21 protein-coding genes are annotated in these 24,465 nt (G+C 70.0%); 19 read left to right on the forward strand and 2 right to left on the reverse strand.

Going from position 1 to position 24,465, the window contains the following annotated elements; genetic code table 11:
- The first annotated feature begins 30 nt into the window (after positions 1 to 30).
- The 19 genes from FZ025_RS14155 to xdhC all read left to right on the forward strand — a co-directional run bounded on the left by FZ025_RS14155 (position 31) and on the right by xdhC (position 22,081).
- The gene (locus FZ025_RS14155; protein ID WP_104558249.1) at positions 31 to 1,335 is read left to right on the forward strand and encodes an MFS transporter; all 1,305 of its coding nucleotides are present in this window, start codon (positions 31 to 33) and stop codon (positions 1,333 to 1,335) included.
- 176 nt (positions 1,336 to 1,511) lie between these two features.
- A complete protein-coding gene (locus FZ025_RS14160; protein WP_208803659.1) occupies positions 1,512 to 2,384 on the forward strand; it encodes an NAD(P)-dependent oxidoreductase in 873 nt (290 codons plus the stop codon).
- Positions 2,381 to 3,040: an alpha/beta hydrolase gene (locus tag FZ025_RS14165; protein WP_046978583.1), complete on the forward strand. Its 660-nt coding sequence runs from the start codon at positions 2,381 to 2,383 to the stop codon at positions 3,038 to 3,040. The genes FZ025_RS14160 and FZ025_RS14165 overlap by 4 nt, the downstream gene beginning before the upstream one ends.
- Positions 3,041 to 3,090: 50 nt before the next feature.
- A complete protein-coding gene (locus FZ025_RS14170; RefSeq protein WP_053057191.1) occupies positions 3,091 to 3,690 on the forward strand; it encodes a VOC family protein in 600 nt (199 codons plus the stop codon).
- A gap of 3 nt (positions 3,691 to 3,693) precedes the next feature.
- Positions 3,694 to 5,136 carry an FAD-binding oxidoreductase gene (locus FZ025_RS14175; RefSeq protein WP_104558250.1) on the forward strand — a complete coding sequence of 481 codons (1,443 nt, stop codon included), beginning with the start codon at positions 3,694 to 3,696 and terminating at the stop codon, positions 5,134 to 5,136.
- Between the two features lie 90 nt (positions 5,137 to 5,226).
- On the forward strand, positions 5,227 to 7,065 hold the full coding sequence (locus tag FZ025_RS14180; RefSeq protein WP_046978582.1) for an ABC transporter ATP-binding protein: 1,839 nt from the start codon (positions 5,227 to 5,229) through the stop codon (positions 7,063 to 7,065).
- 203 nt (positions 7,066 to 7,268) lie between these two features.
- The gene (gene sseA, locus FZ025_RS14185; RefSeq protein ID WP_046978581.1) at positions 7,269 to 8,120 is read left to right on the forward strand and encodes a 3-mercaptopyruvate sulfurtransferase; all 852 of its coding nucleotides are present in this window, start codon (positions 7,269 to 7,271) and stop codon (positions 8,118 to 8,120) included.
- A 10-nt stretch (positions 8,121 to 8,130) separates the two neighbouring features.
- Positions 8,131 to 9,159, forward strand: coding sequence for a cysteine synthase A (locus FZ025_RS14190; protein WP_046978580.1), 1,029 nt, complete (start codon positions 8,131 to 8,133; stop codon positions 9,157 to 9,159).
- Between the two features lie 653 nt (positions 9,160 to 9,812).
- Positions 9,813 to 10,865: a purine-nucleoside phosphorylase gene (locus FZ025_RS14195; RefSeq protein ID WP_104558251.1), complete on the forward strand. Its 1,053-nt coding sequence runs from the start codon at positions 9,813 to 9,815 to the stop codon at positions 10,863 to 10,865.
- A gap of 387 nt (positions 10,866 to 11,252) precedes the next feature.
- Positions 11,253 to 12,473: an allantoate amidohydrolase gene (locus FZ025_RS14200; protein ID WP_244292539.1), complete on the forward strand. Its 1,221-nt coding sequence runs from the start codon at positions 11,253 to 11,255 to the stop codon at positions 12,471 to 12,473.
- 52 nt (positions 12,474 to 12,525) lie between these two features.
- Positions 12,526 to 13,722, forward strand: coding sequence for a pyridoxal-phosphate-dependent aminotransferase family protein (locus FZ025_RS14205; protein WP_244292540.1), 1,197 nt, complete (start codon positions 12,526 to 12,528; stop codon positions 13,720 to 13,722).
- Positions 13,719 to 14,609 carry an allantoinase PuuE gene (gene puuE / locus FZ025_RS14210; protein ID WP_046978577.1) on the forward strand — a complete coding sequence of 297 codons (891 nt, stop codon included), beginning with the start codon at positions 13,719 to 13,721 and terminating at the stop codon, positions 14,607 to 14,609. Before FZ025_RS14205 ends, puuE begins: the two co-directional genes overlap by 4 nt.
- Positions 14,606 to 14,986, forward strand: a complete 381-nt coding sequence (hpxZ, locus tag FZ025_RS14215; RefSeq protein WP_046978576.1) for an oxalurate catabolism protein HpxZ — start codon at positions 14,606 to 14,608, stop codon at positions 14,984 to 14,986. The genes puuE and hpxZ overlap by 4 nt, the downstream gene beginning before the upstream one ends.
- Entirely contained in the window at positions 14,983 to 15,474 is a 492-nt protein-coding gene (gene uraD / locus FZ025_RS14220; RefSeq protein WP_046978575.1) for a 2-oxo-4-hydroxy-4-carboxy-5-ureidoimidazoline decarboxylase, read from the forward strand. Before hpxZ ends, uraD begins: the two co-directional genes overlap by 4 nt.
- A gap of 17 nt (positions 15,475 to 15,491) precedes the next feature.
- The gene (locus FZ025_RS14225) at positions 15,492 to 16,913 is read left to right on the forward strand and encodes an FAD/NAD(P)-binding protein (protein WP_046978592.1); all 1,422 of its coding nucleotides are present in this window, start codon (positions 15,492 to 15,494) and stop codon (positions 16,911 to 16,913) included.
- Positions 16,910 to 17,242, forward strand: coding sequence for a hydroxyisourate hydrolase (uraH, locus tag FZ025_RS14230; protein ID WP_046978574.1), 333 nt, complete (start codon positions 16,910 to 16,912; stop codon positions 17,240 to 17,242). The genes FZ025_RS14225 and uraH overlap by 4 nt, the downstream gene beginning before the upstream one ends.
- Before the next feature lies 1 nt (position 17,243).
- Positions 17,244 to 18,713 carry a xanthine dehydrogenase small subunit gene (gene xdhA / locus FZ025_RS14235; RefSeq protein WP_046978573.1) on the forward strand — a complete coding sequence of 490 codons (1,470 nt, stop codon included), beginning with the start codon at positions 17,244 to 17,246 and terminating at the stop codon, positions 18,711 to 18,713.
- Positions 18,706 to 21,033, forward strand: coding sequence for a xanthine dehydrogenase molybdopterin binding subunit (xdhB, locus tag FZ025_RS14240; protein WP_046978572.1), 2,328 nt, complete (start codon positions 18,706 to 18,708; stop codon positions 21,031 to 21,033). Before xdhA ends, xdhB begins: the two co-directional genes overlap by 8 nt.
- Positions 21,023 to 22,081 carry a xanthine dehydrogenase accessory protein XdhC gene (gene xdhC, locus FZ025_RS14245; protein ID WP_104558253.1) on the forward strand — a complete coding sequence of 353 codons (1,059 nt, stop codon included), beginning with the start codon at positions 21,023 to 21,025 and terminating at the stop codon, positions 22,079 to 22,081. The genes xdhB and xdhC overlap by 11 nt, the downstream gene beginning before the upstream one ends.
- A gap of 74 nt (positions 22,082 to 22,155) precedes the next feature.
- Here xdhC and FZ025_RS14250 read toward each other — a convergent pair whose 3' ends face one another.
- Positions 22,156 to 22,569 (reverse strand): hypothetical protein, encoded by a 414-nt coding sequence (locus FZ025_RS14250; protein ID WP_046978571.1) that lies wholly within the window; start codon positions 22,567 to 22,569, stop codon positions 22,156 to 22,158.
- Positions 22,570 to 22,619: 50 nt separating this feature from the next.
- The gene (locus tag FZ025_RS14255) at positions 22,620 to 24,368 is read right to left on the reverse strand and encodes a peptidase S10 (protein WP_046978590.1); all 1,749 of its coding nucleotides are present in this window, start codon (positions 24,366 to 24,368) and stop codon (positions 22,620 to 22,622) included.
- Between the last annotated feature and the right edge of the window lie 97 nt (positions 24,369 to 24,465).

Consider the following 24,465-nt stretch of genomic DNA (forward strand, 5'->3'; position numbering starts at 1 on the left):
GGATATTCCCCAAAGCGAGGCATACCATCCATGTCGATTCCCGTCAGCAGCGTCGCCGAATCCGACGCCCGAACCGCTGCAGCACCCTCCGCACCCGCGGACGGGAGCGCCTGGGAAACCCATTGGTCGCTGACGGTGATGCTTCTGCTGGGCTTGATCGGCATCATCGACGCAGCGATCATCGGCGCGCTGATCACCCCGCTCAAGCAGGAGTTCTTGCTCAGCGACGAGCAACTGGCGCGGCTGTCTTCGGTGTTTAGCTTTGCCGGCATGGTAGGTGCGCCGCTGTTCGGATGGTTCGCCTCGCGGCATGGCCGCAGGACCACCATCGTGATCGGTGCGATCATCTGGAGCATCGGCTCGATCGCCTCCGGCGGCGCCGGTGGCCTGGCGAGCCTGCTGCTATGGCGGGCGTTGACCGGCTTCGGCGAGGCCGCCTACAACGGCCTGGCGCCGAGCTGGCTGGCCGACCTGTATCGGCCGCAGGCGCGGCCGCTGGTGATGGCCGCCTACATGGTGAAGAACAAGATTGGAACCGCCGTGGCATTGGCGTTGGGAGGCTGGGCCGCTACTCGCTGGGGTTGGGAGGCTGCGTTCCTGATTGCCGGCGTCCCGGGCCTGCTGGTGGCGCTGTTGCTGCTGCAGGCCAAGGAGCCGTCGGCGGGCGTCACGGATGGGCTGCGGCTTGGCGGCGTCGGGCCGCGGCGAGTCGGTTTCAGGGAGGGCCTGTCGGTCCTGCGCTATCCCGGTTTCGTGATCCACACGGTAGCCACGTTGTTCTTCTTCGCGGGCATGATCGGGCAGGGCTGGATCCCGGCCTACCTGCATCGCACCTATGGCACCGCCAACCAGGAGGCGTCGCTGTTCCTGGCCCAGGTGTTGCTCTACACACTGCCGGCGGGCCTGCTAGGCGGTTTTCTGGCCGGGCGCTACCTGCGCTCCCGGGCATGGGTCTTTCCGGCCTTCATGATCGCCACGATGGCATTGGCCAGCGCGCAGCTGTTCATGGCCTATACGCTAGGCGACGAACGACTCGCCCACTGGCTGATCGGCACGGGGACCGCGACGTTCGGGCTGGGCATGGGGCCGATGACCACCCTGACCATGGAAACCGTACCGCCGTCGCTGCGTCCCTACGCGACCTTCCTGTTCGTGCCGGTGCAGGGGATCTTCGGAATCGTGGTCGCCCAGGGCTTCGGGGTCGCCTCGGATGCCTACGGACTGGACAACGCGATCCTGATTTCGCCAGCGGGCTACCTGGCTGCCGGACTGGTCTGGTTGGTGTTCCTGGTCTGGTGGAAAGCCAGCCGTTCGCGCCAATCGGCCTACTACTGAACCCCTGGCGCCGCACTCCCTCCATTGCCCGATAGCGCATGCCTTCCATGAGCCAGCTCGTCATCGCCAGTCAATTGCCGCAGCACGCCAATGCAGCGCTGGCGCGCCATCTGCCTGGCGCCCGGATCGTGCCGATCCCGCCAGGAGCACCAGTGGATCTCCCTGCCGAGGCCAGCGTGCTGTTCGCCGGCCCCATGCGTATCCATGGCCGTGATGTGCCCGATCACGCCCCCGCCGGCTGGCCCTACGGCCTGCGCTGGATTCAGGTGTTTTCCAGCGGCATCGATTCTTACCCCGACTGGCTGTTCGACCTGCCGGTTGCCACCGGCCGCGGCAGCAACGCAGTGGCCATCGCCGAGTTCGCGCTGGCGGCGATCTTTGCGGCTGCCAAGCAGCTGCCGGCAGTCTGGCGGATGGGTACACCCGATGCGCCCCGATTGCCGCGTCCGCAATTGGCCTCGGTGCAGGGCAGCCGCATCGGCGTCGTCGGTTATGGTGCCATCGGCAGGGCATTGGCGGAAAAGGCCATCGCGCTTGGCGCGCATGTGCAGGTGGTGCGGCGTTCCGCGTTGCCGCTGGACCTGCCGCAGGCCGTCCGTGCGGATGACCTCCGGCAGCTGTTCGCCGAGTCGGATCACATCGTATTGGCCGTACCGCTGACGCCGACCACGCGCGGCATGGTCGATGCCCGGCTGCTCGAAGCCGCCAAGCCCGGCTTGCACCTGGTCAACGTCGCGCGCGGCGGGCTGCTCGACCATGCCGCGCTGCTGGCTGCGCTGGACGACGGCCGCATCGGCGTGGCGACGCTGGACGTCACCGAGCCGGAGCCGCTGCCGCCAGAGCATCCGCTACGCAGCCATCCGGGCGTCCGCCTGTCCAGCCACATCGCCGGGGCCAGCCCGGACCTGTTCGACAACGTGCTGGCGATTTTCCTGCACAACCTGCGGGCCTGGCAGGCCGGCGAGCCACTGAGCAACCGGGTGCGGGCCGAAGACCACGCGGCCGCGACCTGGAGTCACACCCCATCACCGCAGGAGGAAAGCGCATGAGTTGGCATCCCGTTGAAAATGGCTGGCGGCGCAGCGTGGACGGCCCCGAGGCGCTGGTCATCGTGTTGCACGGCTACGGCAGATCGGGCGAGAACATCAAGGCCCGGCTGGCCGAACCGCTATCGCGGGCGTTTCCGCAGGCCGCCTTCTTCGCCCCCGACGGCTTCGAACCCTACGAGGGCGATGACCATCCGGGCCGGCAATGGTTCAGCCGCAGCGGCATCACCCCCGAACTGCGCCTGCAGCGGTTGCAGGCGGTGTATCCGCGTCTGCTGCGCTTGATCGGACAGGAACTGGAACTCGCCGGAGTAGCGCCGGAGCGGTTGGTGCTGGCCGGCTTCTCGCAAGGAGCGATCCTGGCATTGCACCATGCGGCGGTGTCCACGCAAGCCCATGCGAGGGTACTGGTCTATTCCGGTCGTCTGGCCACCGTGCCGACCGCGGCCGCGCCCACGCCACTGACCATTCTCTATGGCACCGCCGATGCCGGCAGCGAGGGACTGAGCGCCGACGCGGCGCCCCTGCGCGCCGCCGGGCATCCGGTCGACGTGCACCTGCTCGAGGGCGTCGGCCATGACATCACCGCCGAAGGCATCGGCATCGGCATCGACGCGATACGGCGCAGCCTGGCTGTGGCCGAGCCGCTGGCCGGTTGAAGATCCGCACATCCACCCTTCATTACTGCAACCGAATCAGGAGAACCTCCATGGGCATTCGCAGAATCAGTCACATCGTCCTGTATGTTCCGGATCCTGCGCGCAGCATACGCTGGTATCAGGAGCTGCTTGGGGGTGGCCTCGTGCCGACCACGCCGGTCGATCCGGACAAGCCGACGCCGGTGTTCACCCAGTTCGACGCCTCGGACAACGATGACAATCACGATCTGGCGTTCTTCCCCACCGGCGGCGGCGGCCAGCGTTCCGGGCCATGGAAGTCCCGCTTCGAGCAGCAGGATCCCACGGCGCCCAAGGCTGGGCTCTACCACGTGTCCTACCAGGTCGAGACGCGCGAGGAGATCTACCGCATCAAGGACGAACTCGAACGTCAGGGCCGTCTCGGCAACGTGCACGAAGGCGAGGACGGAGAGGGCTTCGTGCGCGTCTACGGCACCGACTACGACGGCCTGCTGTTCGAGGTCAGCTGGGTGCCGCCGCTGAAGCGACAGCTCAAGTCCGCGCACGACAAACTGCCTGGGCCGCAGCTGTCCGCCGAGGAACGCGAGCGTCGCCATCGCGAGAACGAGGTCAGGATGCGCCACGCACAGGAAGCGCGTCTGGCACGGGGCATCCCCGAGTCCGTGGCCTGAATCATGGCTGCATATCCCGCCAGACAGCCGCAACAGCACGAACACGCCGCCACGGCGGAACTGCTTGCGCTGCGCCAGGCGCTGCTGACGATCGTCGGGCCGGACGGCCTGCTCGATGCGGTCGACATCGCGCAACGCAGCGCGGGTGCGTTTCGCGACGATGCCTTGCAGGCCGGACTGCTGGTACGCCCGCGCAGTACCGATGAAGTCGCGCAAGTGCTGCGGCTTTGCCATGCGCACGGGCAGAGCGTGGTGCCGCAAGGCGGCCGGACCGGGCTGGTGCACGGCAGCGACGCGCGCCCGGATCAACTGATCCTGTCGCTGGAGCGTATGAACCGGATCGAACAGATCGATCCTTTGCAGCGCATCGCGGTGGTCCAGGCCGGCGTTGTATTGCAGGCATTGCAGGACGCCGTGGCGGAACAGGATCTGTTCTTCCCGCTGGATCTGGGCGCGCGCGGCAGCGCCACCCTTGGCGGTAACGTCGCCACCAACGCCGGTGGCAACCGGGTCATCCGCTACGGCATGACGCGCGACCTGGTGCTGGGCGTGGAGGCAGTACTGGCCAACGGCAGCGTGCTGTCCTCGCTCAATCGCATGATCAAGAACAACGCCGGCTACGACCTCAAGCAGCTGTTCATCGGCACCGAGGGCGGCCTGGGCGTGGTCACGCGGGTGGTGCTGCGGCTGCTGGAACGCCCGCGCAGCCAGAATCTGGCGCTGCTGGCGGTGGACCGTTTCGAGCAGGTCATCGCGCTGCTCAAGTATTTCGACCGCGCTCTTGGCGGTGCATTGTCGGCCTTCGAGGTCATGTGGAGCGATTTCTACGAACTGGTGACCCGGCCTCCGGCAAAAGGCAGTGCGCCGTTGCCGCATGGGCACGGCTGGTACGTGCTGGTCGAGTCCCAGGGCGGCGACATTGCGCGCGACGGGCAGGTGTTCCAGGACGTGCTGGCCGCTGCGCTGGAGGATGGCCTGCTGGCCGATGCGGTCATCGCCGCTTCCGAACGCGAGCGCACCGCGCTGTGGTCGCTGCGCGACGACGTGCTGCAGACCAACCGTCACGGCACGGCGTACATGTTCGACGTTTCCCTGCCGGTCGCGGAGATGGAGCGCTACGTGCACGATGCGCACGCGGCCCTGCGCGCGCGCTGGCCGGACGTGCATCTATGGACCTTCGGTCACCTGGGCGATGGCAACCTTCATTTCGCGGTGCGTCCGCCGGGTACCGACCAGGAGGCGCGTCCCGAAGTGGAGGAGATTCTCTATCGTCCGTTGGCCGCGTTCGGCGGCTCGGTCTCGGCCGAACACGGCATCGGCGAGGAGAAGCGCCGCTATCTGGACATCTCGCGCAGTGCCGCGGAGATCGCCGCCATGCGCGTACTCAAGCAGGCGCTGGATCCGAAGGGAATCCTCAATCCAGGCAAGGTATTGGCCGATGATTGATGGTTCGCCGCCGCAGCGCCTGCATACCTGTGGGTGGCTGCATGCCGTTTCCGACCCGGTTACGGGCGCAGACCGTCGCTGTCGCGCGCAATGAGCCTATCTGCCCTTGACGCGTCCGCGGTTGCCGGCAACGAGACGCGCGCTCCCGCTCCCGCGGCGGTGTTCCGGCTACCGGATCGTCCCCTGGCGTTCGCACTGCACTTCCTGCGTCGCTATCGCCGCTGGTATCTGCTGATCGTGTTCCTGGAGATCGGTGCAGCCACCAGCAGCATGTGCGCGCCCTATGCGATTGGCGGCATCGTCAAGCAGGTGTCCGGTCCGGCCGGACCGCTGACCGTTGGCCTGCTGCAGTGGCTGGGCCTGTTCGCCACGCTGAACCTGCTTGAGGCGGTGTTGGCCCGGGCCAGCGGTGCCTGCCGCGTCCACGTGGCGCCGCTGCAGCGTACCCAGGCGACTGCCGAGTTGTACGCGTTCCTGCACCACCATTCGCTGCGGTTCATCAGCAGCAATTTCGCCGGGGCGTTGGCCAATCGCATCTCCGAGACCGCCGTGGGCGTCAACATGGCGACCTGGACGATCCTGTTCGAGTTCCTGCCGATCGCCATCGCGCTGTGCGTGTCGGTGCTGTTGCTGGCGCATGCCAACACCACGCTGGCCGGGTTCGCGCTGGCATGGTCGCTGACCTTCGTGGCGGTGTCCTACATGCTGGCCCGGCGCTGCCGGACGTATGCGCGCAGCCACGCCGAGGCGCGCGCCGAGACGGTCGGCAAGGTCGTGGACACGGTGTCCAACCTGTCCAGCGTGCGGCTGTTCGCGCGGCTGGATTTCGAACGACGCAACCTGGACCAGTCGCTTGCCCGCGAGGTGAAGACCTTCCGCGCCTCAATGGGCTACAACGAGAAGATCCTGCGTTTCCAGTTCGGCGCGGCGGTGCTGCTGAAAGTGGGCGTGGTCGCCATCGCTGTGCTGCTGTGGAGTCGTGGGGCGATCGGGGTTGGCGAGTTCGTCATGAGCGTGAGCGTCGCGCTATTGGTCATCGCCGAGACACGCAATCTCAGTCGTCGTTTTCTGGAGTTCTTCGAGTACATCGGCAACATCGAGAACGGTGTGCGCACGATCGTGCAGCCGCACGAAATCACCGACGCCCCCGATGCCGCCACGCTGGTGGTGCATCGGGCCAGGATCGAGTTCAAGGACGTGGATTTTGCCTACGAGGACGGCAGCTGGGTCTTCCGCGGGCTGAACCTGCGCATCGAACCCGGCCAGCGGGTGGGGCTGGTGGGCTACTCCGGTTCGGGCAAGTCCACCCTGCTCAACCTGTTGCTGCGCCTGTACGACCCGCAGGCCGGGCAGGTGCTGTTGGACGGCGTAGACATCGCCACGGTGAAGCAGGAATCGTTGCATTCCCAGATCGGCCTGATCCCACAGGACCCGGGCCTGTTCCACCGTAGCCTGCTGGAAAACATCCGCTACGGTCGCCTGGACGCCAGTTTGCAAGAAGTCGAGCATGCCGCCCGCGTGGCCCATGCGCATGAATTCATCACCGACATGGACCAGCACTACGACGCGCTGGTGGGCGAGCGCGGTGTCAAGCTGTCCGGTGGCCAACGCCAGCGCATCGCGATCGCGCGGGTGGTCCTCAAGGACGCGCCGATTCTGGTCATGGACGAGGCGACGTCGAGCTTGGATTCGGTTACCGAGCAGGCCATCCAGAACAGCCTGGATACGCTGATGCCCGGCAAAACCGCGATCGTGGTGGCCCACCGCTTGTCCACCATCGCGCATCTGGATCGTATTCTGGTGTTCGACCGTGGGCGCATCGTGGAGGATGGCAGCCATGCCGAATTGCTGGCATGCGGCGGTCTCTACCAGCGGCTGTGGTCGCGTCAGGCCGGGGGGTTTCTGGCGACGACGGCAGCTGAGGCGTGAGTAGCTGCGCTGCCAGGTCGAGCATCCCGGTTTCCGGATGCCTGGAACGCCGGCGGTCGGAGTTCCGATGCCTGTCGCAGGGCTTCATGCAGACCTGAGCGGGTAGTGCAGTGTTGGATCCTGGCATGTCTGATCCGACCTAAGCAACCTCATGATTTTGCCGATGGCGTTCACAGGCCCCAACCGTCAGGAGACAAGCGACGATGAGCAATTTCGGTCCGTTGGTGGAGGTAGGCTGGCTGCGCGCGCACCTGGGCGAGGACGACCTCATTGTGCTTGATGCCAGCGCCTACCTGCCGGCCGAGGGCAGGGATGGCCGCGCGCTGTACCGGCAGGCGCACATCCCCGGCGCGCGCTTCTTCGACATCGAACTGTTCTCCGACCCAGAGACCGGGCTGCCGCACATGGCGCCCTCGCAGGGGCGCTTCGCCCGGCTGGCCGGCGAACTGGGGTTGCGCAATGACGCGCGGGTGGTGGTGTACGACCAGAAGGGGCTGTTCTCGGCTGCGCGCGCCTGGTGGCTGCTGAAGCTGTTCGGCCACGCGCGGCTGGCGGTGCTGGACGGCGGGCTGCCGGCCTGGACCGGGGCCGGGCTGGCGACCGCGCTGGGCGAGCCGGCGCCGGCCGCGCCGACCCGCTTGCAGGTCGCGTTCCGCCCGGCGCTGCTGCGTGGACTCGGCGACGTGTGGGCGAACATCGACAGCGGCCGCGAGCTGGTGCTGGATGCGCGCGGGGCCGCGCGCTTCACCGGCGAGGCTCCCGAGTTGCGCGCCGGCATCGCCCCGGGCCACGTTCCGGGCAGTGCCAGCTTGCCGTTCACCGAGTTGCTGGAGGCGGATGGACGGCTCAAGCCGGCCGCGACGCTGCGCGCGCTGTTCGCCGCGCGCGGGGCCGACGGCGCGCGGCCGGTGGTGACCAGCTGCGGCAGTGGTTTGACCGCGGCGATCCTGCTGCTGGCGCTGGAGGCGGCGAGCCTGCCGGAAGGCGCGCTATACGACGGTTCCTGGACCGAGTGGGGCGGGCGCGAGGACACGCCCAAGGCACTGGGCGCATGAGACGCGTCCGATGAGCACGTTCCCGGACATCACCGGCCTGGTCGGGCACACGCCCTTGCTGAAGCTGCGCCGCGCCTCCGAGCTGACCGGCTGCACGATCCTGGGCAAGGCCGAGTTCCTCAATCCCGGGGGCTCGATCAAGGACCGTACCGCGCTGGGGCTGATTCTCGATGCCGAGGTGCGTGGCGAGTTGCGCCCGGGCGCGACGATCGTGGAGGGCACCGCCGGCAACACCGGCATCGGCCTGGCGATGCTTGGCGCCAGTCGCGGCTATCGCAGCAGCATCACCATGCCCGACACCCAGAGCCGGGAGAAGATCGACGCGCTGCGCGCCACCGGCGCCGAGGTGCGGCTGGTGCAGGCGGTGGCCTATGCCGACCCGGCGCACTACGCGCACGTGGCGCGTCGGCTGGCCGAGGCGATGAACGCGGTGCGACCGGGCAGCGCCTGGTTCGCCAACCAGTTCGACAACACCGCCAACCTCGACTTCCACGAGCGCACCACCGGCGTGGAGATCTGGGAGCAGACCGGTGGCGCGGTGGACGGCTTCGTCTGCGCCACCGGCACCGCCGGCACCCTGGCCGGGGTGGGGCGGGCGTTGAAAGCGCGCAAGCCGCAGCTGCGGATCGCGCTGGCCGACCCGGCCGGCTCGGCGTTGGCCAGCTACGTCAATACCGGCGAACTGAAGGCCGAGGGCAGCTCGATTAGCGAGGGCATCGGCTCCAGCCGGGTCACCGCCAACTTCGCCGCAGCGCCGATCGACCTGGCCTGGTCGATCCCGGACGCGGAGTCGGTCTCGCTGATCCACGATCTTATCGTCCATGAAGGGCTGAACCTCGGCGGCTCCAGTGGCGTCAACCTCGCCGGCGCGATCCGGTTGGCGCGCCTGCTGGGCCCGGGCCACACCATCGTCACGATCCTGGCCGACGGTGGGATGCGCTACCAGGGCAAGCTGCTCAACCCGGCTTTCCTGCATGGCAAGGGCTTGCCGGTGCCGGCGTGGCTGGAGCGTGGCGCGGCCGCGGAGCCGGCCCGATGAAGGAAGGGGGCGGGCGCGGCGCGGTTCGCGGAGGAGCGTGCGCGCCGTTGGGCCGCCGGGCCGACCGCCGCGACCGGTCGGAGCGGCGCCGCAGCTTCGGCCACTTCGCTACCGGCGTGGAGGGTCGTCACCGCCCGCTGCGCCGATGACGCGCCACCGGGCATGGCCAGCAACAGCCTCGCCTCGTTGTCGCTGTCGCCATCACTGCTGTTGTGGCCGCTGTTCAAGGACTCGCCCAACAATGCCGCGTTACCGGTGAAGCTTCGTCGGCATTGATGGCCGCGCGAGGCCATGCGCCGACCCTCCCGCAAAAGCGGTGCCTGGCCATGCGCACAATTTTGCAACGCGCTTGCGCAAAAAACACGTTTGCACGCACGCAAGTGGGCCGCCTATGGTGGCGCGTGCCGATGCAGTGCGCTTGGGCGCAGGCGCCGCCGCCGCCCACATCGATCCGCATCGCACCGCGTTGCCCGCATCGTCCCGATGCGGCGCCGATCGCTGCGCGCGGGCTGCCGGCGCAGGCGCTTTTTTCGCAACGTTCGACACCCAGAGGAGAAGGCGGCATGACGATCCAGCGCGCCACGCGCCATTTGCGCCCCGGGGACGCGGTTGCGGCGCGTCCCGCAGATGACCGCGCGCGGGGCAGGCATCGGATGAGCGCGGCGCGGCGCAGGTCGCTGGTCGTGCGCCTGGCCCGCTGGTGTCTGGCGCTGCTCTGCGCCACGCTGCTGTCGCCCTGGGTCGCCGCTGCCGCGGCGGACCCGCCGATCGCGCCCAAGGTGCTGGTCATCACCATGTTCGAGGCCGAGGCCAGGCCGTGGCGCCAGGCGCAGGACTTCAGTGTGCAGGTGCCGGTGCCCGGCCTGTCGCCGGACTATCCGCAGGTCGGCTGCACGCGCGCCGGCCTGTGCCTGGCGACCACCGGCATGGGCTATGCCAACGCCGCCAGCGCCATCGCCGCGCTGGTGCAGTCCGATCGCTTCGACCTGCGCGACAGCTACGTGCTGATCGCCGGCATCGGCGGCGTCGATCCGGGCGAGGGGACGCTGGGTTCGGCGCACTGGGCGCGCTACGCGATCGACGGCGGCCTCATCCACAGCATCGACCCACGGCAGATTCCGGCCGACTGGCGTTCCGGGGTGGTGATGTTCGGCGCCAGCCGGCCAGGCCAGCCGGGCAAGTGGAAGGCCGGCACCGAGTTGTACCGGCTCGACGAGGCCTTGCTGCAACGCGCCTACCGGCTCAGCGTGGGCACCGCGCTGCGCGACAGCGCCGCCGCGCAGGCCTACCGTGCCCGCTACCCGGCCGGCCCCGGCCGGGCGCCGCCGGCGGTCAGCATCTGCGACACGCTGTCCGGCGACACCTATTGGCATGGTTCGCTGACCGCGCAGGCGCTGGCCGATTATGTGACCCTGGCGACCGCCGGCAGCGGCCGCTACTGCACCACGCAGATGGAGGACAACGCCACGCTGACCGCCCTGCGGCGTGGCGCCGAGGCCGGCCGGCTGCGTTTCGCGCGCATCGCGCTGTTACGCACGGGCTCCAACTTCGATCGCGAGGCGCCAGCGCAGACCGCGGCGGACTCGATGCTCGCCGACAGCGGCGGTTTCGCGCTGGCGGTGGACAATGCCTACCGGGTCGGCAACGCCCTGGCCGCGGAAATCGTCGGTCATTGGGAGCAATGGCGCATCGGGGTGCCTCGGTAAGGGCCGCGATGCCGAACTGCACGAATACGCACATTGAATGGAAACGCATTGCGTTTTTTGCAATGGCCGGCCGCGAAAACGGTGTTTGCCGGGCCGAGTCGCTCTTCGTATATTGATCGCACCCCGGCTGCGGCGCGCGGGGCGCTCGCAAACACTTCATTTGCAAGGAATTCGGCGCGAGAGGACGGCGCGTGCGCGCCGGCTGGAATATCCCGCCAACGGTTTTGCCGCCGGGCTGCGATGACGGCGCCTCCCCAGGCGGAACCCTTCAACCCAAGCGGAATTCATGTATGTGCGACTCCCATCGATCCCCTGGTTCCGACTGCGGTCGGGCCTGAGCCGGAGCACCGCATGCCGATGCCGGCTTCCTCGCCTGGCACGCGCGCGGTGGCGCGCTGCGATGCGCTGGGCATGGCGCCCTACAGCGACAGCGCGGACGGCCTGTTCCGCGGCTGGCTGAGCCCGGCGCATCGCGCCGCCGTGGCGGCCGTGGCGGAATGGATGGGCGAGGCCGGCCTGCACACCCGCATCGATCCGGCCGGCAACCTGCTCGGCCGCTACGAGGGTCTCGCCGTGCAGGCGCCGGCGCTGCTGATCGGCAGCCACCTGGACAGCGTGCGCGATGCCGGCCGCTACGACGGCCCGCTCGGGGTCATGCTCGGCATCGAATGCGTGGCCGCGCTGCAGGCGCAGGGCCGCCGGCTGCCGTTCGCGATCGAGGTGATCGGGTTCGGCGACGAGGAAGGCTCGCGCTTCCCGGCGTCGATGCTGAGCAGCCGCGCCGTCGCCGGCACGCTGGATCCGGCGGCGCTGCAGGTGCGCGACGGCGACGGCGTGACGCTGGCCGATGCGCTGGCCGCCTGGGGCCTGGACATCGCCATGCTGCCGAGCGCGGCGCGCGCACCGCACGCTGTGTTGGCCTATCTGGAAGCGCATATCGAACAGGGACCGGTGCTGGAGGCCGAGGGCCTGGCGCTGGGCGCGGTCACTGGCATTGCCGCGCAGCGGCGCTACCGCGCGCTGCTCACCGGCCGCGCCGGCCATGCCGGCACCACGCGCATGGACCTGCGCGCCGATGCGCTGGCCGCCGCCGCCGAATGCGTGCTGGCGGTGGAGCAGGTGGCGCGCGCCGGCCCGGCGGACCTGGTGGCCACGGTCGGGCGCCTGCAGGTGGCGCCGGGGGCGGTCAACGTGGTGCCGGGGCGGGTCGAATTCTCGATCGACGTGCGCGCCGGCGACGACGCCGTGCGCGATGCGGCGGCCGATACGATCGCGCAACGCCTGCATGCCATCGCCGCCGCGCGCGGCGTGCAATTGGACCTGCAGTGCGTGCAGGACCTGCCGGCCAGTCCTTGCGCTGCGCGCCTGGTCGCCGCGCTGGACGCGGCGATCGCCGCGCAGGGCCTGGCGCCGCGGCGGCTGGTGTCCGGCGCCGGCCACGACGCGATGGTGATGGCGGCGCTGTGCCCGACCGCGATGCTGTTCCTGCGCTGCGCCGGCGGCATCAGCCACCACCCGGCCGAACACGTGGATCCCGCCGACGCCGATCTGGCGGTGGCGGCGATGCTGCATTTCATCGAGTCCCTGGGAGACACCCTTGTCCGTTGACCCGCTGCATGCCGAGCTGTTCGGCGAAATCGATCCGCCGCAACGCCTGTTGATGGGCCCGGGCCCGGTCAACGCGCATCCGCGCGTGCTGCGCGCGATGTCCGCCGACCTGCTCGGCCAGTTCGATCCGGAAATGACCGGCTACATGAACCAGGTGATGGCGCTGTACCGGCCGCTGTTCGGGACCGAGAACCGCTGGACCTTCCTGGTCGACGGCACCGCGCGCGCCGGCATCGAGGCGGCGCTGGTGTCGCTGGTGGCGCCGGGCGATCGCGTGCTGGTGCTGAACTTCGGCCGCTTCGGCCTGCTGCTGGGCGAGATCCTCGGCCGCATCGGCGCCGTGGTCGAGAACGTGGAGGCGCCGTGGGGCGAGGTGCTGCCGATGGAGGCGGTGGCCGATGCGATCGAGCGCTTCGCGCCGCAGCTGGTGGCCTGCGTGCACGGCGACACCTCGACCACGATGGCGCAGCCGCTGGACGGCCTCGGCGCGCTGTGCCGCGCCGCCGGCGCGCTGTCCTACGTCGATGCCACCGCGACCATCGGCGGCATGCCGATCGCCAGCGATGCCTGGGGCGTGGACGTGGTCACCGGCGGTTTGCAGAAGTGCCTGGGCGGGCCGTCCGGCTCGGCGCCGATCACCGTGTCCGCGCGCGCCGCCGAGGCGATCTTCGCGCGCCGCCACGTCGAGCGCGGCATCGTCCGCGACGACATCGCCAACGGCCGCGGCGTGCGCATCGGCTCGAATTATTTCGACCTGGCGATGGTCATGGACTACTGGTCGGACAAGCGCCTGAACCACCACACCGAGGCCACCAGCATGCTGTACGCGGCGCGCGAGTGCGCGCGCATTGCCCTGCAGGAAGGCCTGCCCGCCCGCTTCGCCCGGCACGCCGCGGCCGGCCGCGCGGTCGCCGCCGGCGCGCGCGCGCTGGGCCTGCAGGTGTTCGGCGACGACCGCTACCGCATGCCCAACGTCACCGGCGTGGCGATTCCCGCGGGCATCGATGGCGAGGCGGTGCGGCGTCGCATGCGCGAGGATTTCGAGATCGAGATCGGCACCGCGTTCGGGCCGCTGCAGGGCAAGCTGTGGCGGATCGGCGCGATGGGCTACAACGCGATGAAGCACAAGGTGCTGATCACCCTGGGCGCGCTGGAAGCGGTGCTGCGCGCCGAAGGCTACGCCTGCGCGCCGGGCGCCGGGGTGGATGCGGCGCTGGCCGCCTGGCACGCCGACGGAGCGCAGCGGTGAGCGCGGTGCGCGACCTGGTCGGCTACGGCGCGCAGCCGCCGGACCCGCAGTGGCCGGGCGGTGCGCGGGTGGCGCTGCAGTTCGTGATCAATTACGAGGAAGGCGCCGAGAACAATGTGCTCAACGGCGATGCCGGCTCGGAGGCGTTCCTGTCGGAGATGGTCGGCGCGCATAGCCAGCCGGGTGCGCGGGCGATGGCGATGGAGAGCCTGTACGAATACGGCAGCCGTGCCGGTTTCTGGCGGCTGCAGCGGCTGTTCGCCGCGCGCGGCGTGCCGGTGACGGTGTTCGGTGTGGCGCAGGCTTTGGCCGCCAATCCCGAAGCGGTACAGGCGATGCGCGACGCCGATTGGGAGATCGCCAGCCATGGCTGGCGCTGGATCGATTACCAGCAGGTGCCGGAGGCGACCGAGCGCGCGCATATCGCCGCAGCGATCGCGCTGCACACGCAAGTCACCGGCGCGCGCCCGCTGGGTTGGTACCAGGGCCGCACCAGTCCCAATACCGCGCGGCTGGTGGCCGAGGAGGGCGGCTTCGTCTACGACGCCGACAGCTACGCCGACGACCTGCCGTACTACGACCGCCGCCACGGCCGCGCGCAGCTGGTGGTGCCGTACACGCTGGATGCCAACGACATGAAGTTCGTCGCCTACAACGGCTTCGCCGACGGCGAACCGTTCTTTCGCTACCTGCGCGACAGCTTCGAGCAACTGTGCGCCGAAGGCGGGCGGATGATGTCAGTGGGCCTGCACGGGCGCATCGCCGGGCGCCCGGCGCGGGCGCTGGCGCTGGCCCGCTTCGTCGATCATGCGCTGGCCAGCGGCCAGGCCTGGATCGCACGGCGCATCGACATCGCCCACCACTGGCAGCAGGTGCACCCGGCATGATCGTCGACGCGCCCGAGGTGCTGGCCGAAGTGCAGGCGGCGTTCGCCGCCTACGAGCGCGCGCTGATGGCCGACGATGTCGCCGCATTGGACCGGCTGTTCCACGATGCGCCGACCACGGTGCGCTACGGTGTCGGCGAAACGCTGTACGGCGCCGAGGCGATCCGCGCGTTCCGCCATGGTCGTGGCGGTTCGCCGCAGCGTCAGCTGTTGCGGGTGCAGATCGTCGCCTATGGGCGCGACTTCGCCACCGCCGATGCCGAGTTCCTGCGCGAAGGCGCCACCCGCCGCGGCCGCCAGAGCCAGAGCTGGGTGCGTTTCGCCGACGGCTGGAAGGTGGTGTCGGCGCACGTGTCGCTGCAGGGCGACCACGCATGAACGCCGCCGACTGGAATGCGCTGTCCTCTGCCGCGTTCGTCGCCCGCCTGCACGCGCTGTTCGAGCATTCGCCGTGGGTGGTGGAACGCGCGGCGGCGCGGCGTCCGTTCGCCGATCTGCATGCGGGCCTGCTGCAGGTGCTGCATGCGGCCAGCGCCGACGAGCAGCTGGCGCTGATCCGCGCGCATCCGGAACTGGCCGGCAAGGCTGCGATCGACGGCAGCCTGACCGCGGCCTCGGCCGCCGAGCAGGCGCAGGCCGGGCTGGACCGGCTCACCGCCGAGGAGTTCGCGCGCTTCCATGCGCTCAATGCGGCCTACCGCGCGCGCTTCGATTTCCCGTTCGTGATCTGCGTGCGGCTGACCGACAAGGCCGGGATTCTCGCGGCGATGCAGGCGCGGCTGGCGAACGCGCGCGACGCCGAGATCGCCACCGCGCTCGACGAGATCGGCAAGATCGTGCGCTTGCGCCTGGAGGGTTTGCGGTGAGCGCCGCGGCCGGCGGCTTGCAGGCGCTGTCGGCGCAGGTCGCGCGCGAGCTGCAGTGGCTCGGCCATGGCGGCCCCGACTGGACCCGCCCGCAGCGGCACGGCGCCGAACATGTCTACGACGTGGTCGTCGTCGGCGGCGGGCAGAGCGGTCTGGGCGCGGCGTTCGGGCTGCTGCGCGAGCGCATCTCCAACCTGCTGGTGATCGACGAGAATCCGGCCGGCCAGGAAGGCCCGTGGGTCACCTACGCGCGCATGGTCACCCTGCGCACGCCGAAGGAACTGAGCGCGCTGGACTTCGGCATGCCGTCGCTGACCTTCCGCGCTTACTGGGAAGCGCGCCACGGCGCGGCCGCCTGGGACGCGCTGGGCAAGATCGCGCGCGCCGACTGGATGGACTACCTGCGCTGGTACCGCGAGGTGCTCGGCCTGCCGGTGCGCAACCAGGCGCGGCTGCTGCGCATCGAACCGCTGCCGGCGCAGCGCCTGCAGCGGCTGCACCTGGCCGGCGGCGACAGCCTGCTCGCGCGCAAGGTGGTGCTGGCGACCGGGATCCAGGGCGGCGGGCAATGGCACGTGCCGCCGCTGGTGGCGCGGACGCTGCCGCGCTCGCGCTACGCGCACACCTCCGAGGCGATCGACTACGCGGCCCTGGCCGGGCGCCGCATCGGCATCCTCGGCGGCGGCGCCTCGGCCTTCGACAACGCCCAGCACGCGCTGGCCGCAGGCGTCGGCGAGGTGCACGTGTTCCTGCGCCGCGCCGAACTGCCGCGGGTCAATCCGATCCGGCACATGGAGCGCAGCGGCATCATCCCGCGCTTCGCCGCGCTGCCCGACGCCGACAAGTACGCGATGATGGCCAGCTTCTTCCGCCACAACCAGCCGCCGACCAACGACACCTTCGAGCGCGCCGCGGCCTGGCCCAATTTCCGCCTGCATCTGGGCAGTCCTTGGCAGCACGTGACCGAAGACGCCGACGGCGTGGCGGTGACCACGCCGCACGCGTGCCTGCAGTTCGATTTCGTGGTGCTGTCCACCGGCCTGGTCACCGATCCGGCGCTGCGCCCGGAACTGGCCGCGGTGGCCGACGGCATCGTGCGCTGGTCTGACCGCTACCGGCCGCCGCAAGGGCAGGGCGTGCCGCTGCTCGACGCGCACCCCTACCTGGGGCCGGGCTTCGAACTGCTGCCGCGCACGCCCGCGCATGCGCCGGCGCTGCATGGCCTGTTCGCATTCAACTATTCGGCGCTGCTGAGCCTGGGCCTGTCGGCAGCGGCGCTGTCCGGTCTCAAGCACGCGTTGCCGCGCCTGGTGAAGGCGGTCGCCGATCAGTTGTTCCTGGACGAGCGCGAGGCGATCGTCGGCGCCTACCTGGACTACGCCGAACCCGAATTCGTCGGCCAATGGCCGTTGCCGCAACCGGAGCAATGCGTCGGATGAGCACGCTATCGACCCATGTGCTGGACCTGAGCCGCGGCGTGCCCGCCGCCGGCGTCGCGCTGCGCCTGTTCGCCGGGCAGACGCTGCTGCACGCCGGCGTCACCGATGCCGATGGGCGCTGCCCGGCGCTACGCGAATTGAGCCTGGCGGCGGGATGCTATCGGCTGGAATTCGTAGTGGCCGACTACTTCCGCGGCCAGGGCGTGGCCTTGCCCGAGCCGCCGTTCCTGGACGTGGTGCCGATCGCGTTCGGCCTGGCCGCTGCCGCGCATTACCACGTGCCGCTGCTGGTCTCGCCGTTCGGTTATTCCACCTATCGGGGCAGCTGAGATGGACGCGGTGCGGTTCCTGCTCGATGGGCAATTGCTGGAACTGGATGCGGGAGACCCGACCGCCAGCGTGCTCGATCTGCTGCGCTACCGGCTCGGCCGTACCGGCAGCAAGGAAGGTTGCGCCGAGGGCGATTGCGGCGCGTGCACGGTGCTGGTCGGCGAACTGGCCGGCGCCGATGGCGACGAGCGGGTGCGCTGGCGCGCGCTCAACGCCTGCATCCTGTTCGTGCCGATGCTCGACGGCAAGGCGTTGCTGACGGTGGAGAGCCTGGCCACCGGCGGTGCGCTGCATCCGCTGCAGGACGAACTGGTGCAACGTCACGGCTCGCAATGCGGCTTCTGCACGCCGGGCTTCGTGATGTCGTTGTACGCGCGCAGTATCGGCGCGTTGGGCACCGAGCAGGCGGCGGTGGCCGACGTGATCGCCGGCAATCTGTGCCGTTGCACCGGCTATGGCCCGATCCTGGAGGCCGGTGCGGCGGTGCCGCTCGCGCCGCGCGACGATGCGGACACGCTGATCGGCTTGCGCGCGCTGCGCCGCCGCACCGCACTGACGCAGGCGCATGCCGATGCGGCCGCCGGCCGCGTGCGCCGCAGCGTCGCCCCGCGCAGCGCCGACGAACTAGCCGCATTGCTGCTGGAACGTCCCGACGCGCGCCTGGTCGCTGGCGCGACCGATGTCGGCCTGTGGGTCACCAAACAACAACGCGTGCTCGACGATGTGGTGTTCATCGGCGACATCCCCGAGTTGCGCGAATTGCACGACACGCCCGATGGCCTGAACATCGGCGCCTGCGTGCGCTACAGCGAAGCGCATGCCGCATTGGCCGCGTTGCACCCGGCGCTGGGCGAGCTGCTGCGGCGTATCGGCGGGACCCAGGTGCGCAATGCCGGCACCATCGGTGGCAACATCGCCAACGGCTCGCCGATCGGCGACATGCCGCCGGCGCTGATCGCGCTCGGTGCCATGCTGACCTTGCGCCATGGCGATGCGCGACGCGCCTTGCCCCTTGAGGAGTTCTTCCTGGCCTACGGCCGCCAGGCGCGGCTGCCGGGCGAGTTCGTCGAAAGCGTCTACGTGCCGCGCCCGGCGGCCGCCACGCTGTACCGCGTGGACAAGCTCAGCAAGCGCTTCGACAGCGACATCTCCGCGGTCTGCGGTGCGTTCGCGCTGCACATCGATGATGGGGTGGTGATCCAGGCGCGGATCGCCTTCGGCGGCATGGCCGGCATTCCGCAGCGCGCGCGTGGCGCCGAACAGGTCTTGCTCGGGCAGCCATGGAGCGAGGCGACGATCGAGGCCGCTGCGGCCACGCTGGCGCAGGACTTCAGTCCGCTCAGCGATGCGCGCGGCTCGGCGGCGTATCGCCTCGCTGTGGCCGCGAACCTGCTGCGGCGGCTGTGGATCGGGCACGCGCATCCGCACGAACCGCTGTCGGTGCTGGCGCTGGAGCTGGTCGATGGCTGACGGCCCGGCCGCCGCCGCATCGCCGCCGCAGGTGCATCGCTCGCTGCGCCACGACAGCGCGCAGGCGCACGTCAGCGGCCAGGCGCGCTACATCGACGACCTGCCCGAGCCGCCCGGCCTGCTGCATCTGGCGTTCGGCCTGAGCGAACACGCGCATGCGCGGCTGCTGCGCGTGGACCTGGCGCCGGTACGCGCGGCGCCCGGCGTGGTGGCGGTGTTCGCCGCCGCCGACATTCCCGGCGAGAACAATGTCGCCCCGGTCGCGCACGACGATCCGCTGTTCGCCAGCGACGCAGTGCTCTATCACGGCCAGCCGCTGTTCGTGGTCGCCGCCGACAGCCATGCCGCGGCGCGGCGCGCGGCACGCCTGGCGCGGGTCGAGTACGCGCCGCTGCCGGCGCTGCTCAGCATCGCCCAGGCGCGCGCCGCCGGCGCGGTGCTGGAACCGGCGCAGCGCATGGCGCGCGGCGGCGACGTCGAGGCTGCACTGGCGGCGGCGCCGCGAAGCTGCAGTGGCGCGCTGGAGATCGGCGGGCAGGAGCATTTCTATCTGGAAGGGCAGGTCGCGGTGGCCCTGCCCGGCGAGCAGGGCCAGCTGCATGTGCTGTCCTCGACCCAGCACCCGAGCGAGGTGCAGCACCTGATCGCGGACCTGCTCGGGCTGGGCAGCGCCGACGTGACCGTGGAAGTGCGGCGCATGGGCGGTGCGTTCGGCGGCAAGGAGACCCAGGCGGCGGCGCCGGCGGCGGCCTGCGCGCTGGTCGCGGCGCTGACCGGGCGCCCGGCCAAGCTGCGCTACGACCGCGACGACGACATGCGCATCACCGGCAAGCGCCACGACTTCCTGGTCGACTACCGCGCCGGCTTCGACGACGACGGCCGCATCCTGGCGCTGCGCCTGGAACTGGCCTCGCGCTGCGGCGCCACCACCGATCTGTCGCTGGCGATCAACGACCGTGCGATGTTCCATGCCGACAACTGCTACTGGCTGCCGGTGGTGGAGATCGTCTCGCACCGATTCCGCACGCACACCGTGTCCAACACCGCGTTCCGCGGCTTCGGCGGGCCGCAGGGCATGCTGGCGATCGAGCGGGTGCTGGACGCGGTCGCCGCCGCGCTGGGCCGCGATGCGCTGGCGGTGCGCCGCGCCAATCTGTACGCGGCGCCGGACCGCAACGTCACTCCGTACGGCATGACCGTGGAGGACAACGTCGCACCGGCGCTGATCGAGGAACTGGCCGCGCGCACCGATTACGTGGCGCGGCAGGCGGCGGTGGCCGCGTTCAACGCGCGCCACCGGGTGCTGAAGAAGGGCCTGGCGCTGACCCCGGTGAAGTTCGGCATCAGCTTCACCACCAGCCACCTCAACCAGGCCGGCGCGCTGGTACTGGTCTATGCCGACGGCTCGGTGCAGCTCAACCACGGCGGCACCGAGATGGGCCAGGGGCTGATGATCAAGGTCGCGCAGATCGTTGCCGACGTGTTCGGCATCGAGACGGAGCGCGTGCGCATCACCGCCACGCGCACCGACAAGGTGCCCAATACCTCGGCCACCGCGGCGTCTTCGGGCACCGACCTCAACGGCATGGCCGCCTACAACGCGGCCAGCGCGATCCGCGCGCGCCTGGCCGCGCTGGCCGCCGAGCGCGGCGGCGTGGCGCCGGAGCAGGTGCGTTTCGCCGCCGGCAAGGTCAGCGCGGGCAGCCTGGCGCTGGACTTCGGCGCACTGTGCCGGCAGGCGCATATGGCGCGCATCTCGCTGGCCGCCAGCGGCTACTACGCCACGCCGAAGATCCATTACGACCGCGCCAGCCACCGCGGTCGCCCGTTCTACTACTTCGCCTACGGCGCGGCGCTGAGCGAAGTGGTGATCGACACGCTGACCGGCGAGCACAAGGTGCTGGCGGTGGACGTGCTGCACGACGTCGGCCGTTCGCTGAATCCGGCGATCGACCTGGGCCAGATCGAGGGCGGCTTCATCCAGGGCATGGGCTGGCTGACCACCGAGGAGCTGGTCTACGACGCGCACGGCCGGCTGCTCACGCATGCGCCATCGACCTACAAGATTCCCACCGCCAGCGACCGCCCGGCGCGCATGGACATCCGCCTGTGGGAAGCCGGCCGCAACAGCGAGGCGACCATCCATCGCTCCAAGGCGGTCGGCGAACCGCCGCTGATGCTGGCGATCTCGGTGTTCTGCGCGCTGACCCAGGCGGTGGCCGCGGCGGCGCCGGGCGCGGACGTGCCGGCGCTGGACGCGCCGGCCACGCCGGAGCGGATCCTGGCCGCGATCGCGGCACGGCGCGCCGATGCGCGCTGACTGGAGCCTGCACGCCGAAGCGGCGCTGGCGCGCGGCGCGGCCGCGTTGATCACGGTGCTGGCCACCGCAGGCTCGACCCCGCGCGAGGCCGGTACGCGCATGCTGGTGAGTGCCGACGGCAGCATCGGCAGCATCGGCGGCGGCGTGCTCGAGTGGCGCGCCTGCGCGCTGGCGCGCGCGCTGCTGGCGCAGCCGCCGGGCAGCTGGCAGGTGCAGGACTACACCCTGGGCGCGGCTGCAGCGGCGCGCTGCAACGGCAGCTGTGGGCAATGCGCGGCGCACGCGCAGGCCGACGACCTGCTCGGCCAGTGCTGCGGCGGCCGCGTGCGCCTGCTGCTGGAACGGCTGGACCCGGCGCACAGCGACTGGCTGCGGCAGGCGACGCTGGGGCGCACCCTGCTGACCCGGCTGCTGCCGGGCACTCTCGAACACCGCATCGGCGATGCGCCGGCGCAAGCGCTGTCGCTGCGTGCGCCGGCGCCGCTGGCCGGCGCATCGCTGGCGATGCCGATCGGCCCGCGGCGCACCCCGCTGTACCTGTTCGGCGCCGGCCACGTCGGCATCGCCATCGCGCGCGCGCTGCACGGCCTGCCGTTCGAACTGTGGTGGTCCGATCCGCGTGCCGACCTGGCCGCTACCGCCGGCGCGGAGCATCTGCACGACCCCGCATTGCTAGCGCGTGCCGGCGCGGCGCCGGCAGAGGCGATGCTGCTGATCCTGACCCACGACCACGCGCTGGACTATCGGCTCACCGCCGCCGCGCTGACCGGCCGCGCCGGCTTCGTCGGCCTGATCGGCTCGGCCTCCAAGCGCGCGCGGTTCCTGTCGCGGCTGCGCCACGACGGCCTGCACGATGCTGCGCAGGCGCGGCTGACCTGCCCGATCGGCTTGCCCGGCATCGACGGCAAGGCACCGGCGGTGATCGCGGTCGCGGTGGTCGCGCAGCTGCTGCTGCACGCATCGGTGCTGCCCGCGCAGCGTGCCGGCGGCGCACAGCAGGCAGGCCGCGCGCCGCAGCCGGGCACGCCGCTGGCGGTCGCGCGATAGCGTGCATCCCGACGAAGCACTGCGCTTCGCCTTGAGCTCCCACAAGCGACATCATCTGCAATGGATGACACGCCCTAGCGTGGCTGCTGCCGCCGCGTGTAGGCCTTGACGTCGTCGAGGGTGACGTGATCGTTGTGCAGGATGTCGATCTGCTCGAAGTGCTGGACGATGTAGCCCAGGCCGCCGCTGCGCGCCTGCTGCTTGGTGATCGCCGCGCCGTGCGCCAAGCTGCCATCTGCGTCCAAGGCGGCGTCCAGGCGTTGCTGCGCTTCGTCCTCCAGGGCGTCGCCGCTACTGGTCGTCTGCGGCGTGGTGTCGGCCGCGCCGGATTGTGCGGATGGCGCAAAGGGGCCGTCGATGCCGCCGTGCGGGGTCGTCGCCGGCGCGATCTCCGCGATGGCCTGGATGGGCAGGGTCTGCGCAGCGGCGGCACTGGTCAGTAGCACGAGCAGCGCTGGAAAATAGCGGGAATACACGCTGGAACGCATGATGATGGGGGTCCTTGGGTGAAGCAAGCGAGTCGCGGCTGCAACGGGATTCAATGCGTAGCGCCGTCGGCGGCCGTGGCCGCGTCGACGCCGCGGTTGTCCGGCCAGGGCGCATCCAGCAGGGCCAGCGGGATGGCGCCGCGGATCGGCTTGCCGGCGTAATAATCGCGGAGATCGGCCTGCATCTTCGGCCGCGAGCTATCGTCCAGGTAGATCATGTGCCCGCCGGCGTAGTTGCTGACCAGGATGTCGGCCTTCAGGCCGCGGACGGTGCGCAGCCGCGCCAACTGCTTTTCGGTGGCGTAGAAGGGAGTGGCCAGGTCGTGGTAGCCACTGAGCGCGAGGACCTTCAGTGCCGGATTGAGCCGCAGCACGCCGAGCAGGTCCGGAATGCTGTCCGGTGCGCGCTTGCCGGCATGGGAGAAGTCCCATTGGTCGACCGTGTCCATGTTCAACCAGACGTAGCTGGCGTTGGGCGCGCTGAAGCCGAGGTAGTCGGGGAACTGCCGTTGCAGCGCGTTGATCAGCGGGCGTTCGATCAGCACGCTGGAGGGGTCGTCATCGTGCTCGAGCCGTGGATCGTCGCTGCGCAGGCTGGTGCGGCCGTCGTAGCGACCGATCCTGCGGCCTGGCAGCAGCGCATCGCTGAAGGGCTGCATGCTGAAGTAGCCGTGCAACGCCTGCGCGCTGAGGCCGGACAGCGGCCGCCACCGCTCCAGGACCGCGGCGCCTGGCAGCACCGGCTTGCCCAGCACGGTGGGAAAGCCGTACTGGCTCAGCGTCCAGCTCGGGCCGTAGGGTTGGAACTCGTTGTGCGCGACGGTCACGAATGCACGCATCTGCAGCGCATAGAACTCGTCGCTGGCGCTGACGTCGGTCTGCTGATGATACGCAGCGGACGCTGCGTAGCTGGGAAAGTACGCGCCGATCGTATCGCCGCTGTACTTCATTCCCTTGGCGTAGTCCGGGTAGTAGAGCGATCCGCTGAACAGCGTGTCGCTGAAGTAATTGAGTATCGACGATTGCAGCACGATGCCGGTGAGGTGCACGCCAGCCGATTCCAGCGCCAATGCCAACATATCGGTGCGTGTGGTGCCGTACGATTCTCCATACAGGTACAGCGGCGCGTCCTGACGCAGGTTGACCTGCAGGTAGCGGCGAATGAAGTCGCGCATGACCCGCACATCGCTGTCGCAACCCCAGAAACTGCGGTTGGTGTTGGGCAGTATCGCTTCGGACAGGCCGGTGCCGGGCGGATCGATGAACACCATGTCGGTGGTGGCGATCAGGCTTTCGGCGTTCTCGACCATCGGGTAGTTGGGCCAGCTGCCGAAGGCCGGATCAGAGGTGGCCAGCCTCGTCGGTGCGAACGAGCCCAGGTGCAGCAGCGCCGCGGCGGCCCCGGGGCCGCCGTTGTAGAAGAACGTCAGTGGTCGCGGCCTGCCGTCATGCGGCGCTGCGTTATAGGCCACGTAGGACATCGAAGCCTGCGGCCGCCCGGACGGATCCCGCGCGATCAGGTGGCCCGTGAGGGTGATGTAGTCGAGCGGCGGCTGCCCTGCGTGCCAGACATGGTGCATCCGCGCCGCACGCTCGTTGGCCAAGCTGGGATCCAGGCCCGCATCGGCCTTGGAGGAATAGGCGATGCGATCGATGTAGGGGCTGTCCGTCGCTTGCGCATGCTGCTGCGCGCCAGCGGGCATCTGGGCGCCGGCGAGCAGCAGGCCAACGGCGAGCAGGCGACCGGCGGCGGCAAACGATACGCGGCAGCCCGCGGCGCGGGCATTGCGAGACATCATGACGGATCCTTGCGAACGGGAGAGGGCGATGCCAGCATCCAGCCGCTGGCGCCCGTAGCGCGAGCGCGCGATGGAATTGGGCACAGGTGCTTCGATC

The organism is Xanthomonas hyacinthi (genome assembly GCF_009769165.1).
GTDB lineage: Bacteria > Pseudomonadota > Gammaproteobacteria > Xanthomonadales > Xanthomonadaceae > Xanthomonas_A > Xanthomonas_A hyacinthi.

Coding starts and splice junctions, on each gene's coding strand:
- FZ025_RS14155 (WP_104558249.1), top strand. CDS start 31: ATGTCGATTCCCGTCAGCAGCGTCGCCGAATCCGACGCCCGAACCGCT.
- FZ025_RS14165 (WP_046978583.1), top strand. CDS start 2,381: ATGAGTTGGCATCCCGTTGAAAATGGCTGGCGGCGCAGCGTGGACGGC.
- FZ025_RS14170 (WP_053057191.1), top strand. CDS start 3,091: ATGGGCATTCGCAGAATCAGTCACATCGTCCTGTATGTTCCGGATCCT.
- FZ025_RS14175 (WP_104558250.1), top strand. CDS start 3,694: ATGGCTGCATATCCCGCCAGACAGCCGCAACAGCACGAACACGCCGCC.
- FZ025_RS14180 (WP_046978582.1), top strand. CDS start 5,227: ATGAGCCTATCTGCCCTTGACGCGTCCGCGGTTGCCGGCAACGAGACG.
- sseA (WP_046978581.1), top strand. CDS start 7,269: ATGAGCAATTTCGGTCCGTTGGTGGAGGTAGGCTGGCTGCGCGCGCAC.
- FZ025_RS14190 (WP_046978580.1), top strand. CDS start 8,131: ATGAGCACGTTCCCGGACATCACCGGCCTGGTCGGGCACACGCCCTTG.
- FZ025_RS14195 (WP_104558251.1), top strand. CDS start 9,813: ATGAGCGCGGCGCGGCGCAGGTCGCTGGTCGTGCGCCTGGCCCGCTGG.
- FZ025_RS14205 (WP_244292540.1), top strand. CDS start 12,526: ATGGGCCCGGGCCCGGTCAACGCGCATCCGCGCGTGCTGCGCGCGATG.
- hpxZ (WP_046978576.1), top strand. CDS start 14,606: ATGATCGTCGACGCGCCCGAGGTGCTGGCCGAAGTGCAGGCGGCGTTC.
- uraD (WP_046978575.1), top strand. CDS start 14,983: ATGAACGCCGCCGACTGGAATGCGCTGTCCTCTGCCGCGTTCGTCGCC.
- uraH (WP_046978574.1), top strand. CDS start 16,910: ATGAGCACGCTATCGACCCATGTGCTGGACCTGAGCCGCGGCGTGCCC.
- xdhA (WP_046978573.1), top strand. CDS start 17,244: ATGGACGCGGTGCGGTTCCTGCTCGATGGGCAATTGCTGGAACTGGAT.
- xdhB (WP_046978572.1), top strand. CDS start 18,706: ATGGCTGACGGCCCGGCCGCCGCCGCATCGCCGCCGCAGGTGCATCGC.
- xdhC (WP_104558253.1), top strand. CDS start 21,023: ATGCGCGCTGACTGGAGCCTGCACGCCGAAGCGGCGCTGGCGCGCGGC.
- FZ025_RS14250 (WP_046978571.1), bottom strand. CDS start 22,569: ATGCGTTCCAGCGTGTATTCCCGCTATTTTCCAGCGCTGCTCGTGCTA.
- FZ025_RS14255 (WP_046978590.1), bottom strand. CDS start 24,368: ATGATGTCTCGCAATGCCCGCGCCGCGGGCTGCCGCGTATCGTTTGCC.